Consider the following 15,935-nt stretch of genomic DNA (forward strand, 5'->3'; position numbering starts at 1 on the left):
AGTCCAATTAGATATTTAAGCCTCATTATCATCGGTCCTTAGGTACCACTAAACCGTTTGCGAAGTACGAAAACTCGCATATTGTAAAAGTGCTATTATTGGGCGCCTTCATTTGTCTGTTGACCATTTTACTTCTTTGGCAGTTATTGTCAGGATTTCTTTTCGTTGTAACTCTTTCCAAGGTGCTTGTGTCATGTCGTATTCAATAATATGATAATTTCTACCGCAGTCTTCCCAATTTGTGCAAGGACAAAGATTCGGTATTTCGTTCCAAGGAATCTTAGCTCTTCTTTCCAATTCACTAAATGCATCTTCAAATGTCTGAAATTCTCCCTTTTGTGGTTCAGCGTGTGCTTCGTCCTCAATTATAAAAATGGTCTGAGTTTGCCTGTGTGGTAAAGTCATTTAAATTCTGGTATTCTCAGTTTTAGGAAATTCTCCTTTATAATTTCAGTCTGCGAAATTTCTATTATCTGTTCGTCCTGTTCGGCTGCTTTCCATCTTGTTAGGGCATGAACTACAAATTCCTTGCAGTTATTCGAACCAGGAGGTGTTATTGCTTTATTAAAGTCTGTCCAAATTATTACTACAAGCGTTTCCAATTTTGTCAAGTCGCAATTGTGAGCCTCAAAATGGTTGGGCAGCCAGGACAGATAATCCTTGAGTAATTCCTTAGACTCTTTAGATATAGCATTTGTCGGTAAAATAGTCTTGTTAATGAAGTCAAATGTGGCTTTCGATTCTAATTTTTGATTATATAGGTCGATAAGAACATTTACGGCAAGTCGTCCGCTTTTCATGTAATCAATACTCATGAAAGAATGTGCGAAGTTGTGAATTGCTGATTTGTAGTTCTTAAACTTCATTGTCTGTTGTGTGTGATCCCAAAATGCCCAATAACGCGAAGGACTTTTCCCAATACCAATATTAGTGACAGCTATTCTTCATCATGATCTATCACCATTTCATTTTCATAACCCGCTAATACGACATTCAATGTTTCCAATTTATCAATAAATTCACCACCGGTTTCATAGTCTTTTAGTCTGAAAGAAGTGTGCAAACCTTCTTTATTCTTTATTACACTTTGAAAAATTCTTTTGGGCTTCCCAAAAATATTCTTCAGGTCATTACAGTATATTTTTTCAATTCTGCTTTTGGGTGTGTCGATATAAATTTTTTGTCCTTTTATTAATATCCGTTCTTCTTCAAAAGTTAATATGCCTGGCTTATGCCGTCTAACTTTATAATATAATGGTACAACAAATATGAATCCAAGGAACGAATATGAAGAAAGCACTTTTAAAGTTTCAGGAACTACTAAATTATAATAGGAAAACACCATTTCTAATGATGATTTAGAATGTATAGCAGGATACATTACCAAATTGAGTATACAGATACAAATCAGAAAGATGATAATCACCACAAGTAGAAAACTATTTAAATATGGAATTCTCCTTCTTATGAGTATTTTAAATTCTGTTGATGTTTTCATTGTATGAGTTGGGATTGCAAATGTAGAATTTACATCTGTCAGCCCTACTATAGCCAAAGATGTTATGGGCAGTTTTCTTCATTCAGTCAATCTAAAGTCTTATCTTTTCTGCATTTTATTATGTGGAAAGGATAGTTTTCGTTTACCTCCGAAATTTCAAAAAGTCCTGCTTTACCAAATTCTTCTTCTATTGTTTCGTTGTCGTAAAAGAATATTTTAACCCCACCAAACATTTCAAATCTGTCTTTTCCTATGTTTGTCCCTTGTCCATAGGTTACTGCTTGCTTTGTTATTGCAGTAAAAACCATAAATCCATTTTCTGTTAGTTGATTATAACAGTCTTGAATTAGTTTTTGCCTTTCACCTTTGTCAAACAAGTAAATTAGTCCGTAACAAAATATTCCCTCATACATCTTCTTGTCAAAAGGCATTTCAGTAACCGATCCTTGATATATTTTCAAATCATTGCCAAAATGTTTTTTTGCTAATTCAATAGCAGTATGTGAGATTTCAATGCCTGTTACCGATATTCCATTGTCTATAAATGGTTTTGCATTTCGTCCATAGCCAATTCCTGGGAGAAGAATATTCGTTACTCCTTGCTCAATAAAATAATCTTTTACCAATACAGTAGATTTTGCAGGTTCTAAACCCCACATTTCTAGTTTATCCTTAAATGCTTGTTCCCAAAATTCTCCCATAGTAATATTTGTTATAGGCAAACATTGTCTTCCAAAGTTTTACTCTAAAATCCCAAATTATTTATTGTCGTCTAATTATTTCCTGATTTCATGAAGTCGCCTTCGACTCATATAACAGTATGCGCGTAACGGAATGACAATTTCATTTAGTTAAGGTCGTAGTTGATTTTGTTTCTCTTTCGTTAGGCTTCTAATATATAGTCTTATTCGGTGAACTGGATTAATAGTAATTGCACCTTTTTTCTCGTAATAATTAGAAACAGTCGCATGCATTTCTATTTCGGTTATGTAATTAGGTTTCCAGTTAGAATTTTCTATAAATGTGTTTATAGAATCTAATCTACTAAGATTAGAATAATTACTTTTTACAACTGGTTGACCAAATTCCTTTGAAATATATTCTTTCAGTTCTATATATTTTGCAATTATAGCTTTTTGGAAATTTTCTGATTTTTGGTTATTATCATCTTTCTCAAAGTTTGAAACATCCCATTCATAAAGAATATAAGACATCGTAGAATCCACTTTTTTAAAATAATAATATACTGTCAAATCAGGTATCACTTTTTCTTTTCTTAAAAACATGATTGGTTGTGCTTCTCCACTAAAAGAAACGTGATTTGAAGATGGCAAAATTCTTTCACTTCCTAAATTCTCTTCAATTTTTAAATATTCAGGAAGCGTTATATTGTGAATATCAAAATTGAACTCTTGTCCAAAAGCAGAAGTTGAAATACATAAAATTGCAAAGAATATTTTCTTCATTTTATCTTCCTTTAATATTGTGCATAACTGTTTACATAATGGTGATGGTCTGGCATTTAAGTAAACCTCAGCCCAACATTCGCACAAATGCCCAATTGAATTACAATGCTGAATGTACAACTGCCTGCCCCCCTATTGCCAATCCGATGTTGTCAGCAGTTGAGTTTTCATTGCCGAATGAACCACTATAGTCAATCAACAAATAAGATAATGCCTATTTTCTGAAATAATACGCTGACAAAGCCTCTACAATAGCTCCCGGATTTGCCTCTTCCGTATTGGTCAATATAATAATGGATAAATCATCATTTACAAAACGGGCATAATTGGATCTGAACCCAGCATTAGCACCACCATGCCAAATGACCTTGTGTCCATTCCGTTCATCAATATACCATCCGAATCCATAGTGAGCCTTAGAATCAAGGCTACCAGATGCTTTTATAAATGGCTGCCAAAGCAATTCCCAGTTTTCTTTTTTCAATATCTTATTTTTCTCCCTCAGTACTTTATCCCATAGTATCATATCGGTGCTGGTAGAAAGAAAACCACCGCTGGGCCGAATGGCAACCATGGCTGTGGCATTAACCAATGTGTCTTTCTTATGCATATACCCATTAGCACGGTTAGGAATAATTTGATAAAAATCAGTGAGGTAACTATTATTCATTCCTGCTGGTATAAATAACGCAGAACGAATATAGTCCTGCCAGGGCATTCCACTTACTTGCTTTATGATTTCTGCCAACATATAATATCCTGTATTACAATATTGGAATTTTTCGCCTGTTTTAAAATCGAGCGGTAAGTTATATGCCGACTTTATAACGTCTAAATCAGGTTGTATTTTAAAATTGTCATACGCGGGTGGTTCACGTTTCAAGCCTGATGTGTGCGTCATCAGGTTCTTTATCGTAATAGGCCTCCACGTTTCAGGTGCATCTGGAAAATACTTATGTACGCCATCATCAATATCTAGCTTTCCTTCTTCCATCAATTTCATGATAGCTGTTGTGAAAAACTGTTTACTAATTGAACTAATTCTTATTACACTTTCGGAGTTTACCGGAACGTTTAATTCAACATTGGCTAATCCATAACCTTTGTTTGTTACAGTCTGCCCGTTTTTTATGATGGCCAGGGAAAGTCCAACAATTTTTTGCTTCTTCATCATTTGCGTTACTATAATATCAGTACTGTCAACTTGTGCAAATGATAAACAGGGTAATAGGAGAAAAAGCAGCAGTTTGTTCATATCAGAATTTTTATCATTATTCACTCGTTTGCAGATCAACTATCTTGTTTTCTTTGTTGAACTGTATCATTAACCCTAATATCTCTTTACTAAATAATAGCCTGTAGCGATACTCCCTGTTATCATTACCCAATTCCTTCCTGGAAAGCAACTCCGATTTTAAGAATTTACCCTTTGATTTAAAATAATCCGAACCTCTTTCCTGCATTGTGCTATCCATGATCTCCCGTGCTAATTCTGTCGCGAGCTGATCTGCACGCAATTTTTTTTCAGTCACATTTATTATAAACTCGTTTACCCGTTTTGTGACACCAGGCTCTGTATCACTTATTGTTTTTACACTGGCAATGCTTAACTCAGGTTGATATATACGTAATACTCTGGTGGCGATTTTATAGGTACTGGCACGCTTAAGATTTGCAAATACCACCACTGCTATTTTCTGTTCTGGATAGCGTTTGATGGTGCATTCAAATCCCTGCCAGCTACCATTGTGTTCCAATATTCGTTTGTCATTTACAGAATCAATTGACCAGCCAAACCCATAATTTTCATTTGTTCCATCATTGAGTTTGGTAGGCGCCCACATCATATTGTAATAATCTTTCTTCAGTAGTTTCTCCGCATTTAAAGCTGCTTCCCATTTGGCCATATCCAATGCTGTTACATACATTGAACCATCTGCGGTCGTATTTAAGGTAGGAGATACCCACTCCTGGTTTTTTAAGCTATCCTTCAACAACCGATACCCCGCAGCCCTGTTTGGTACGATATCCTCCTCGGTGATGATCCTGGCGGTCGTCATACCCAATGGCGTAAACACCCGATCCTTTAAAAATTCACCGTAGAATTTACCTGTAACTTTACTCATAATTATGCCAAGGGTGGCATATCCCATATTACTGTATTGCTGTTTTTCACCGACTTTAAATATTAATGGTCTTTTTTTAAACTCCTGATACAAACTATCCTCGGTATAGTTAGCCCTGTAATTTAAATTATTGGTATAGTCGCCAAAGCCGCTGGTATGATTTAGCAGGTTGCGAACGGTAATAGAATCCCATCCGGAAGGTGCATCCGGAAAAAATTTAGTGAGCTTATCGTCGAGGCTAATTTTACCATCCTGCACAAGGAGCATTACAGCAAATGCCGTGAACTGTTTGCCTACAGAACCCGCCTGAAAAATTGTTTCAGGTTTTACCGGCACCTTATGTTCGAGATTAGAATAGCCATAGCCTTTTACAAAATCAATTTTTCCATCACGTACTACAATAAGTGAAAGTCCCGGTATGCGTTGGCTTTTCATTTCTGCATTTACCAACGAATCAACTCGCATCTTTACTTTTGACGTTATTCTGTTTTGTGCAACGCTGTTGATGCATTGCAACAATAAAAACATTAGAAATAGTCTATTTTTCATTCATTACAGTTATTGGTTATTAAATATTTCTTGATTTGGGTATAGGTAACAACCGAATTCGTCATCACTGGCACAAGCAATAAAGATGGGTGTCCTCACAGATGGGACTTTGGAACCGATTATAGCATTTCCGTAAGTATAAATGGGCGCCACAAAATTTGGGCGGCTCTCTTCCAAAGCATTGTAAGTGACTGACATCGCAATATTTCCCTAGGCAGAAGAGCCCATGAAGCCTATTTTGTCAGAATCAATTTTGTATTCTGCTGCATGTTGGCGGACATTCTTAATAGTCGTTAATGCATCCTGAAGTGCAAGTTTTACTACGGGTGTACTCACCGAATCCAGCATTTTAAAATTCTTCTTTAACGGTGGTAGCATGGCGCTGGTGGGGAATTGGTAATCCCTCTACCAATTAATCCATATCATTTATCCCCTGAAACTGAAGCCAGGTTATATTATAACGCTGATTGTTCATCCGTCGCGCCCCACTAGTGCCAAGCTGCTATGTTATGAGCCGCGGTCAACTAACGAGATGATTGTGGGTCCAGGCATTAGTCGATTATTAGATAGAATTTGATTAATTAATGGGGTCAAGGGTTTTAATTGCTCGTAAGTATTGTTCAAAGCTGACAAAACGAATACTGTGATAGGATACTTTAAAAAATTCTGTTGGTGTTGCAGATTCTTATCGAATGTAAGTAAAGCATCAAACTTGTCAGCTACCATTAGCTGAAGAAGTTCGCCATTTTTAATGCCACTCCACTCTTTGTCTCGGACTGTAAATATTTCATGGTCAGGAAAATCCGACTTAAGTCGTTTGGGCAGATTTTCATCAAGCAACAGCCGCATAAAGTTGCTCTATGTTACTAGATGTCAGAAGTTTGTTAGCGGCCTCAAGAAGGTCTACAGCTTGCTGTCGGGTTACACTTGGGAAGTCGGCAAGAAACTCATCAAGTGAAACACCTGCTTCCAAATGATCAAAAAGAGATTCTACAGGAACTCTGGTCCCGGCAAACACAGGCTGTCCGCCTTGAATTTCCTTGTCAATAGTGATAAGTTCCCGAATTTGCATATAGCAAAGTTAAGCATTTTATAGTGTTGCCGCAAACCAGTGGTACACAACGGTTTGCATATTAGTAATGCTGGGGGAATTTGAAAAATGCCAGCCTAATATATTCTTTCAAAAGACTTGCCATTGAAGCGGTAAACACCATTCCCTCCGAACCACAATTCTCCTTGTTTGCTTTTATATATGGTAGAAATGAATGTAGGCCCAAGCCCATCCTTTTCAGTAAAATTTGTAATAGATGTACCATCATATTTCCAGACTCCAGATTCTACTGTCCCGATCCAGATATTTCCTTCAGCATCCTCTCCAATAGAATAAGCTCTCTCAAGTGAATTTCCTTTGGTGTCTTCCTTTGTCAGTTTGTGTTTCGTTGTGAAATTGAAAGCGTCTTTCCCATCATATACCAAAACACCGCTTCCATTATTCGCCATCCAAAGATTTCCTTTGCGATCTTCTATGAAGCCCCGGATATGCAGACCTCTTTCTTCTTTGGTCAATCCGAAAAATTCATCATTTAATATTTTAAAATCTTTGCCATTGTATCCAATCAATGATTTGTAGGTTCCAAACCAGATCGTACCATTTTTACCTCTTACGAAAGGCGTCGAAATTGAATACTGAAACCCATGCACATCGTCGGATCCTGGTATTACAGGGAATGTGCGATAGGATAGTTTTTTTCCGTCATACTGGTACACGCCGGAGGCCCTTTCAAGATCGTTGTAGCCGGAACCTATTTGGTCAGCTTTAAACCAAATATCTTTATCACCTATTTTCCATTCTCCTGTTGAATCGTAATTTCTTTCTTTGTAAACAGATATTTTCTGTCCATCATAAACACTTAATCCTTCACCACATTCAAACCATATTAAACCATTCTTATCTTCATAAATATTTCTTACCTGGTTGTGACTTAACCCATCTTCTGTTGTGAAATATTGGAACATGCCGTTATGAAGTAAACACACGCCTTCTTTGTCACTACCAAACCAAATGTTTCCTCTACTATCCTCTAAAAAGGACCGAACCCCCGTTGTGTATTTCAACCGTTCGATGTTAGTCTTAGCCTGCACTTTTTGATTTTCTTCATTTGGTTGACTTTGACTATTGCACGAGATTGTTACAGCTATTAAAAATGTCCAACAAAGGATAAAAATGTTTTGATTTCGTGATTTCACTTTCATAGTCACTGTGTCTTTAGTAATGACGCACTACGTGAAGGGATTAGCGAAGGCGGGGAACTTCTTATTCGACTGCCGATACAAATGCTGATTAAAGATAAAATGTTCATTGATAATTCTCAAGCCGAATAGATACGTCCAGTCGACAACTGATGCTAATTAGCGGTTTGAAGTCGATAGTACTTACGTAAACCCTGCTTATGCCAATGAATTGTTAGTGATAGATTTTCGTCTCAAGTATACTTCCATTGTTAACAAGCCAAGAACGAGAATTGCTATAGATGGAAGTATGATTGTTAAGTCCATACCATGAAAGGTCGTTGTCACAGTGTCTGTAGGTGTAATCGTCCATATGGAAGTAGGATTGTCTTTTGCACCAAAAGCGGAAGTCGTCAAATTTGCTGCATAATGAATTCCAGTGGGCATAGCAATACCTTTTGAATAGATAGCTGCTATTCCGAATATTAAGCCCCAAACTGCTGGTCCTAAGAAAGAACTGGCTATAGTCCATCCGTTTACGATGTGATACAAAGCAAAGAGAATAGAAGTTATTACGATAGAAAGTCTTATGCTTGTCTTATCTTTTAGAATTTGAAGTGGATAAGCCCTAAATCCTAATTCTTCCATGAACGCTAAAGGGATTAATGGGGTGGTGCCTACCAGAAAATACCAAATATTACTATTCTGATTAAGCTTAATTCCAACATTTGTAAAGTACATCACACCTGCTGCTAAAAGTCCCATGATTGAAACACCAACCAGAACTCCAACTAAAAACCGAATGATGGTCTTTCTATCAAAATAGAGCTCTATTGCTGAAAACTTTTTCTTGTCAAATGTCAAAAACAACCAAGTCGCTACAAAAGCAGCAAGTGTCCCGATTATTCCGTGAGAAAGTCTTTCAGCGGACGATGGAAGAAAATTTTTGAAAAAAGAAAGAACAACGAAAAGCGATGTAAATACTAAACAAAATAAGGTCGGCTTAAATATAGCTTTTGCTTTACTTGATAATCTGTTTTGCATGTTCTGGTGTCTCGCTAAATTACCGCTAACCTTCCGGGGGTTGGCGAAGGCAGGGAAATAGAATTCCATCTGCCTGCCCTTGGTCCTATCTTTTTCTTTATTACGGCCAATGTACGAAAGCACAATAGAATTACAAAAGCCTAAGGCTTATTCCCAAACCCAACTTTACCACAGACCTTGTTGTGCGTTCGTGCTTTTTTCGTTAACAACTTATTCTGTCTTTAGAGATTTATTAATTACCCAAGGGATATTAGTGTCAAATTCTACTTGCACTAATCCATTGTTCTCTTCAAAAAATGTGAGGTCATTACCTGGTGCAAAGCCAATAGAAAAATTGTCAGCTATAGAGGTCAAATCGTATGTATATCCGGTGGGTGAGGACGGTACACGATAATTTTTACCAGTCAGCAATATTCCTTTGAAATGAAACCAACCCCCAATATGGTAAAGACCATTAGATCGTACTTGCCAGGTAGTGATTTCTACTTCTTTTCTGAAATCAATGCCTACCTCATTAAAAAAGGCTAGAATTTCTTTAGGAAAAACCTTTTCACGATAGGCTACATAATTCTTGCAGTCGTTACAAACACAAGTGTCAGCGCCTCCATTAGGAGTATTTTTATAAGTCTTTTCAGTTAACTCTTTGTCAACTTCAAAAGTCCAATCTTTAAATTTTAGAATAGAAGTAGCCATTTATATATTACCGATTGAAATTGTTGTGGCTGGACCTCCATGATGCACAACGAGCAGGTATTGGCGAAGGCGGGGAATTTTATATTCGTCCGCCCGGGACTACTAGCTGGCTTTTTGATAAAGTTAAATATTAAGAACTAAAGCTGGGCTTTATTCGTTGAGCCCCGAACCACAGTACAGCAGAATTACCTCTTTTGATTGCTCCAATGTCAAGCCCCACTATTGGCAATACCAATGTTAGCTGCTGGTTTTCGTCCGCACAACAACTGACCTGGCTATAAAGTCGTGCAATGCTCTTCTTTTTGAATTGGTCAACATCGTTATAAGTTCAATGAGTGTCCACCAAAATATAGGATTGTCAGAAAAGCTGTAATAGTCAGAAAGTATGCTTTGCTTGTCGTCCGAACGACCCAAAAGAAAGCCATAATAGATTAGTCCACCAAATGCAACAACTAAATAGAAACTGTCACGATAAATTGCTTGTCGAAGCGTCAATTTACTTGCCTCACTAATGTCTAATACTTTGACTTCAGCAACCCACTTTCCAATTGTCTGACCATTTTTATAATGCAAAACAATAGAATAAAAAAGTGGGGCAAACGAAACAAAAGTCGCCCAAGCAAAAAGCGTCGATGTATTGTCCGTCGTTTTGTACATCCATTGTTCAATCAAAAGAAGTGGCATAAAAACAATCCCATCTACGATTGCTGCCCAAAGTCGTTTTAGTCCTGTCCGATATTTTTCTGTGTCCATAAAGTTTTGGTGTCTGCACTCAACTTGTAGCTAACGTTGAGGGCTTGGCGAAGGCAGGGGGCATTTATATAATTTTCATTTCAGTGCTGGCTGCCCGCTTTTGCCAATACCCATGTTGTCTGCTTATATTTTTCTAAGATTCAATATCCAACGTCAAGAAGATTTGTCCACTTACTGTTTTGAAAACTTGTATTTCTGATAATACCAAGTCTGCAATGTCGTGTCCCCAAATTCCATATATACCATTTGTTTGATTTCTGTTATACATTGTAGTTCTCTTGTCAATTGGAATAGTCTTCACAGTTGCACTTTTTTCTTCTTCTTCGTAAATCTTAAAATAATTAAAGCTTATTTCTTCTAATAATTGTTGTCTTGTAAACCCCTTATTTGATGTTAATGTGAATTCATATTGGTTTGTAAGAGGGTAGTCTATAATAATTTTTACTGAATTCTCCTTAATAACAACTTCGTCTTTCTTGTATAAATTAGGAATATCTTGTTTTGCATTTTCAATGCTTGCCCAAGGAATAAGTCCATTTTCAAAATCCTTTTTATTGTCAGTTTTAACCTGAAATGAAACTGTTGAAATCACCACTCCAAGATTGTCGCTTTTCTTTTCAGCTGCTTTCTTTTCATTTTCTTGAATAACGGCAATTGGATCTTTTGAATCTAGCTTTTGACTAGTTTGTCCATTGCAACTTGAAAATAAAATGGTCAGAGCAAGAATAAAATATTTAGTCATATTGAGATTACTTATTGTCATACTTAGCAGTTAGAATTTTTGGGAGTGCATAATAGCAGCTAACGTGAAGGGATTGGCGAAGGCGGGCGCTAGTTAAGTCATATTTCTTTTGGGTGTTGGCAGCCCGCATTTGCCAATACCAATGTTGTGTGAAATTTACGGGTCATTTCCTTTTTACAAACAACAATCGTCCACCTTCACAGCTACTCTCGCCAGTCATATAACCCCTATTAAAAAGGACATGGGCCAGAGCCTTCATTCTCTTCCCTTCTATCTCAACAGAATATTGACCACTAACATCAATTTGCTTACAAATAGTTTCGATCGGAAATTCAGATGCAATTTGTTTTATAAGGTTTTCATTGTAATTGTAAAAATCAATATTCTTCAATGCCGCCTTACTACGAAATTCGAAATATCTCGTTGTTTTGAGCTTAAAATAATCATACACCTTTTTGTCACTAATTGAATCATAATCTAATTTCAGCTCCCTATAAACCGCCCCCGAAATAAAATTCCCCTTTGAGCATATTTCCTTAACTCTTCCACTATTCAGATCTTTAACTGTGATTACTGCAAAATAGTTATTAGTCGAATTATTCTGAATTGCACTCAAAAAGTTCAGATATTTCTCTTCATCAATGCAAGGGTTACTATGAGCTAGCGAAAACGTTGCTAAAAAAATGATGAGGTAGCTAAACATAGGAGTTTTATTTCTCACAACGAGCAGGGCTTGCTGCTGTGCTGGCATTTATAACGTCCAGCCCGGAACTGAAGCCCAATAGAATTACTGATGATGAAGTTAAGAACAAAAGCAGAATAGAATTCCGTCAAACCGAACCGCCGCTGATAGCGAACAAAAAGATGAGGATTTTTTCGTCAGCCAGCATAGCAGCAAACCCCATGTTGTGTGCAGTTTTTAGAACGATTCCACCTGAACTTTATATTTTTTATTCTGCTTCTTCAATTCTTTCATAGTCTTTTTGTCAAATTCCTCATAACAAATGATTAATAATTTCAAGTTTGGAATTTGGTCTATAACTTCTGGAAAGGATTTAAAATCGTTGTATTTTATGTTTAACACTTCAAGTTTTTTTAATTGTGAAAACTCGGAGGGCAGCGATTTAATTTTTGTCCATTCCAGATTAAGCTCTTTTAGGTTTGTTAACAGCGAAATATTTTTAAGACTATCGCATTTATTTTTTCGGTCATAATTCCAGAAGTTACCAAAATCCAACTTTTCCAAATTTGTTAAGTTACCAATTTCTTTAGGTATAGTTTTTATGTTGCCATTTGTAATTGATAATTCACGTAGCTCTGTCAAACTTGTTACAGCCATTGGAAAATTGCTCAATCGGTTATCGTCAAGGATTAACTTCTTTAAGTTTTTAAGTTTACTGATTTCATTTGGAACCGCTGTGATATGAGATAGTTTTAAATCCAAAGAATCAAGATTTTCGCATGAAAATATCTCTGTCGGGAAAGATTCGAAATCATTATAACTAATGTCAAGTATTTTGAGATTGGCAAGTTGGGTGAATTCGGAAGGCAACATTTTTAGGTCTTGAAGTGTCAAATTCAATTCTTCAAGATTTTTTAACTTGCCAATTTCCGATGGCAGTTCTTGTTTTCCACTAAGATTTTTTTGATATTTCCACACTCCACGATACGATAAGTCTAACTTTCTAACTTTAAGTGGTTTTTTCAATGCAACCCTTAAATTGTCATAGCTACCATTATATTCAATGCTGTTGTCAGCGAAATAACTTGTGTCCTTCTTGAATTGATAAACACCGTATAGTAGGGTATCTGGCTGACCTTTTTTATTGATGAAAGCGAGATGTAAGTTAATCTCTTGAATACTGTCAAGATTTCTGGTTCTTGTTATTGTTCCTGATATTTTCTTGGTTTCACTGTATGACCATGGACTCCAGAAATATGTCGAAATTGATATTGTTGAGTCAGGTAAAGGATAGGATTTGTTCAGAAGTAAATCGTCAAAGGAAGTGAGTTTTACAAAAATATACCTTTCGTGTTCTTCGTCTATCACACCTGGGATATCAAAGCTGTGCCTATACTTTAAAATGATAAACTTTCCAGTGTCAATTTCGTGATCACCAACTAAGTCTGCATTTTCAATAATAGTGGTCGAAGTCGTATAACCGTTGCCACTTTGTGATAACGCCCTATTAGCGAAAAGGAAGTATGTCAATATGGTTATTAGTACGTAAGGTCTCATAAAATTGCACACAACGTTTAAGGCTTGGCGATGGGCTGATATTCAATGTACTTTCCGCCCGAACGTCAGCCGATTGAAAAACAAAAGCCGATATTTGTTCGTCTGCTGAAACTATTGCTGACAGCGAACTACAGCCGATTGTTCTTCCTTCTGCCAGCCTATTGCCAAACCTTTTGTTATCGGAATTCCGGTTTAATCTCGTTCTGTTAGTCGATACCAATTTTCCTCTAATTGCCAATTATTTTCAGGTTTGGTTTTAACTAATTCTTGATAATATTTTTTGTTTTCATTGTCATTGGTAAATACGAAATATGTTTGCGGTGAGTCAAAAAATCCTCTCGAAATCCAAAATTTAATAGTTTTTGTATTATCAGCCTTACTTTCATAAATCCAAATGTCGTTTCCTCCGTTTGATATAATTGGAAAGTCCAATGGAAGTTCACAAATTCCATTGTTCATTTCTGTATTAGGCTTCAGGTTTCCTTTTAAAACTTCTTTTACTATTTGACTACGTTTACTATAAGAAATTGTCCAATCAACTTTTTCAATAATTGAGTTTGGAATTTTGTTGAAATTGTAGAAAGTCAGAAAAAATAAAATTATTGTAGTTGAAAAATTTAATAGTCGGTCTGCTTTTAAGTTTTTCCGTTCTTTAAATGTTTTTATTATTTGTCTGATTGATAGAATAAGTAAAGTTGAGCATACTAAAAGCCACGAAAAAGGTTGAACGAAATATGGTAAAAGAAAATAGTCAGTAAAAACAAAAACTAACTCTATTAATATTAAAATTACAATCTTCTTTGTCATTTGTCTATATCCATGCATTATTTGGTATATGACGTTCCCTGATCGGATTACCGATAAACGTTGAAGCATTTGCGAAGGCGGGCGAGCATAATGTTTATTGTTTATCGGGTGTTGGCAGCCCGCTTTTGCAAACACCATGTTAGCGGCAGTATTTAATATTTTAATGAAATTTCCAGTGAAGCTCATTTTCAATTCTTTCCTTCTGATTGTTAGTTAACCGCTTGCCTATAACTTCGAATACATTTTTGGAAAGCCAATCATCATTTATATTTGACTCGGAATTTCCATTGTTTTTGTAAACGTTTTTTTTTATTCCTATCTGCTCCAATCGAAATGGAACAAGTAAATCAATTCGATGTTTTAATAACATTTTTTGCTTTTGAATTTCCCAATTGGGCATTAATTTAATTAATCGAATTACCTCCATATCAGAATACTCATCGATGCTCCTTAGAATTTTATAATTAATTATCTCGCCTCTGTTATTAATTCTCAGCCTTACTTTGACAATACCCTCGCCACACCAATCTGGCCCTGGCCACTTTAGATTTTTTATAATAAACGACTTTAAGCTATCATCACCTCCAGGAAAGGTGGGAAGTGATTTTCTATTTTTATGATCATTCTGACCATAACTAAATAAAGAAATAAGAAAGAAACCAATGATTATTGTAATTTTTTTATACATGTCAGAATCTTGCCGCTAACGTTGAAGCATTTGCGATGGCATGGCAATAGAGAACTGTCAGCATGGAAAAAATGCTTATTTGAAACTATTGTTGAAGTTAAGAACTAATGCCCAACAGTTTAATATTTGCCGAAACGATAGCTTAAAAATGATTTGCAGCCGATTGCTTCAATGTCCAGCCATGCTTTTGCAAATGCATTGTTAGCTGCATTCGTTTGTTCAACTTTTGTCTGTTGTCTGTCGTGTTTTGTTTAGTCTTGAAAAAACAATATTAGCAATGAACGATATTGATAAGGCAACAATAATAGCTGGATATATTATTATGGAACTTACTCCATCAATTGCGTTAAAAGCCAAGTCATTTATGTAGTAGAATGTTATGCAGCAAGTCACAGCAAGAAGTATGATGCTGGCAACTGTCCATCTGCTTTTACGATAAAAGTTAGTCTCAAAGAAAAGGCTGTCAAAGGGAAAACAACTAATGCCGAAATGTTAACAATTAAAAATTCCGAGTCAACATGATGCGGACTGCCAAGAAGAAGCAGTGTCGAGCCAAGGCAAAAGACTATTATTAAGATATTGTATGGAATGATTAAACGGCTCATGTCATTGAAGCCAGCAGGCTTTTTTGTTGTTAGACGACTTTAGCAAGATTTTCTCTCCATCGAAGCCGTTAATTTGCTCCTGTAGATTGTCAATGAGTTGTTTATTGTCGATCGGACAAACTAACATAAAGCGTTTTGAATCGATTAGGCTTCCGTCGGTGTCGTTATAAATCTTTATAATAGCATTGTTTTTATGATTGTGTACATCTTCAACTACGAACCAGTTACCACCGTCAGTTCCGCCGACCCAAAAGGCTTGTTCAGGAATGTTTTTTGGTCGCTCTTGATGTTTTACTTTCTCATGGTCTACTGAACATGAGAAAAGTGTCAACAAGGATGCTATGATTATTAGGGTCTTCATCCGATTGAAGCTAACGTTTCGGGTATTTATGCAGTGGTGGCATTCCTGATCCGTCGGCTTTGTTAAAGATATAAAGCTGAATTGAAAATCTAAAGCTGGTAACATGCACGTCAGCCACCATTGCATGAATACCAT

General features: G+C 36.2%; 20 protein-coding genes. All 20 read right to left on the reverse strand.

Annotated elements, in window-relative coordinates:
- Positions 1–108 precede the first annotated feature (108 nt).
- Positions 109–405: a hypothetical protein gene (locus V6M43_RS13960; RefSeq protein ID WP_332736253.1), complete on the reverse strand. Its 297-nt coding sequence runs from the start codon at positions 403–405 to the stop codon at positions 109–111.
- Positions 402–815, reverse strand: a complete 414-nt coding sequence (locus tag V6M43_RS13965; protein WP_332736255.1) for a hypothetical protein — start codon at positions 813–815, stop codon at positions 402–404. The genes V6M43_RS13960 and V6M43_RS13965 overlap by 4 nt, the downstream gene beginning before the upstream one ends.
- Positions 816–937: 122 nt before the next feature.
- Positions 938–1,498: a hypothetical protein gene (locus tag V6M43_RS13970; RefSeq protein WP_332736257.1), complete on the reverse strand. Its 561-nt coding sequence runs from the start codon at positions 1,496–1,498 to the stop codon at positions 938–940.
- An 86-nt stretch (positions 1,499–1,584) separates the two neighbouring features.
- On the reverse strand, positions 1,585–2,199 hold the full coding sequence (locus V6M43_RS13975) for a class I SAM-dependent methyltransferase (protein ID WP_332736259.1): 615 nt from the start codon (positions 2,197–2,199) through the stop codon (positions 1,585–1,587).
- A gap of 150 nt (positions 2,200–2,349) precedes the next feature.
- Positions 2,350–2,964: a hypothetical protein gene (locus V6M43_RS13980; RefSeq protein WP_332736261.1), complete on the reverse strand. Its 615-nt coding sequence runs from the start codon at positions 2,962–2,964 to the stop codon at positions 2,350–2,352.
- A gap of 214 nt (positions 2,965–3,178) precedes the next feature.
- Complete coding sequence (locus tag V6M43_RS13985) at positions 3,179–4,219, reverse strand: serine hydrolase domain-containing protein (RefSeq protein WP_332736263.1); 1,041 nt, start codon at positions 4,217–4,219, stop codon at positions 3,179–3,181.
- A gap of 16 nt (positions 4,220–4,235) precedes the next feature.
- Positions 4,236–5,639, reverse strand: a complete 1,404-nt coding sequence (locus V6M43_RS13990; RefSeq protein ID WP_332736265.1) for a serine hydrolase domain-containing protein — start codon at positions 5,637–5,639, stop codon at positions 4,236–4,238.
- A gap of 210 nt (positions 5,640–5,849) precedes the next feature.
- Entirely contained in the window at positions 5,850–6,017 is a 168-nt protein-coding gene (locus tag V6M43_RS13995) for a hypothetical protein (RefSeq protein WP_332736267.1), read from the reverse strand.
- A gap of 129 nt (positions 6,018–6,146) precedes the next feature.
- The gene (locus V6M43_RS18305; protein ID WP_442902318.1) at positions 6,147–6,488 is read right to left on the reverse strand and encodes a DUF5615 family PIN-like protein; all 342 of its coding nucleotides are present in this window, start codon (positions 6,486–6,488) and stop codon (positions 6,147–6,149) included.
- Entirely contained in the window at positions 6,472–6,711 is a 240-nt protein-coding gene (locus V6M43_RS14000) for a DUF433 domain-containing protein (protein WP_332736269.1), read from the reverse strand. Before V6M43_RS14000 ends, V6M43_RS18305 begins: the two co-directional genes overlap by 17 nt.
- Positions 6,712–6,806: 95 nt before the next feature.
- Entirely contained in the window at positions 6,807–7,892 is a 1,086-nt protein-coding gene (locus tag V6M43_RS14005) for a ligand-binding sensor domain-containing protein (RefSeq protein WP_332736271.1), read from the reverse strand.
- A 195-nt stretch (positions 7,893–8,087) separates the two neighbouring features.
- The gene (locus V6M43_RS14010; protein WP_332736273.1) at positions 8,088–8,912 is read right to left on the reverse strand and encodes a CPBP family intramembrane glutamic endopeptidase; all 825 of its coding nucleotides are present in this window, start codon (positions 8,910–8,912) and stop codon (positions 8,088–8,090) included.
- A 210-nt stretch (positions 8,913–9,122) separates the two neighbouring features.
- Positions 9,123–9,605 carry a hypothetical protein gene (locus tag V6M43_RS14015; protein WP_332736275.1) on the reverse strand — a complete coding sequence of 161 codons (483 nt, stop codon included), beginning with the start codon at positions 9,603–9,605 and terminating at the stop codon, positions 9,123–9,125.
- Between the two features lie 237 nt (positions 9,606–9,842).
- Positions 9,843–10,358 (reverse strand): RDD family protein, encoded by a 516-nt coding sequence (locus tag V6M43_RS14020; protein WP_332736277.1) that lies wholly within the window; start codon positions 10,356–10,358, stop codon positions 9,843–9,845.
- A 133-nt stretch (positions 10,359–10,491) separates the two neighbouring features.
- A complete protein-coding gene (locus V6M43_RS14025; protein ID WP_332736279.1) occupies positions 10,492–11,121 on the reverse strand; it encodes a hypothetical protein in 630 nt (209 codons plus the stop codon).
- 142 nt (positions 11,122–11,263) lie between these two features.
- Positions 11,264–11,851 (reverse strand): hypothetical protein, encoded by a 588-nt coding sequence (locus V6M43_RS14030; RefSeq protein WP_332736281.1) that lies wholly within the window; start codon positions 11,849–11,851, stop codon positions 11,264–11,266.
- A 168-nt stretch (positions 11,852–12,019) separates the two neighbouring features.
- A complete protein-coding gene (locus V6M43_RS14035; protein ID WP_332736283.1) occupies positions 12,020–13,339 on the reverse strand; it encodes a leucine-rich repeat domain-containing protein in 1,320 nt (439 codons plus the stop codon).
- Between the two features lie 192 nt (positions 13,340–13,531).
- Entirely contained in the window at positions 13,532–14,332 is an 801-nt protein-coding gene (locus V6M43_RS14040; RefSeq protein ID WP_332736285.1) for a hypothetical protein, read from the reverse strand.
- Positions 14,307–14,834: an energy transducer TonB gene (locus V6M43_RS14045; protein WP_332736287.1), complete on the reverse strand. Its 528-nt coding sequence runs from the start codon at positions 14,832–14,834 to the stop codon at positions 14,307–14,309. Before V6M43_RS14045 ends, V6M43_RS14040 begins: the two co-directional genes overlap by 26 nt.
- Positions 14,835–15,440: 606 nt before the next feature.
- Positions 15,441–15,935: hypothetical protein (locus tag V6M43_RS14050; protein WP_332736289.1), on the reverse strand; the 495-nt coding region annotated here is incomplete at its 5' end.

Origin of the sequence: Flavihumibacter sp., assembly GCF_036676075.1 — a bacterium.
Classification (GTDB): domain Bacteria; phylum Bacteroidota; class Bacteroidia; order Chitinophagales; family Chitinophagaceae; genus Flavihumibacter.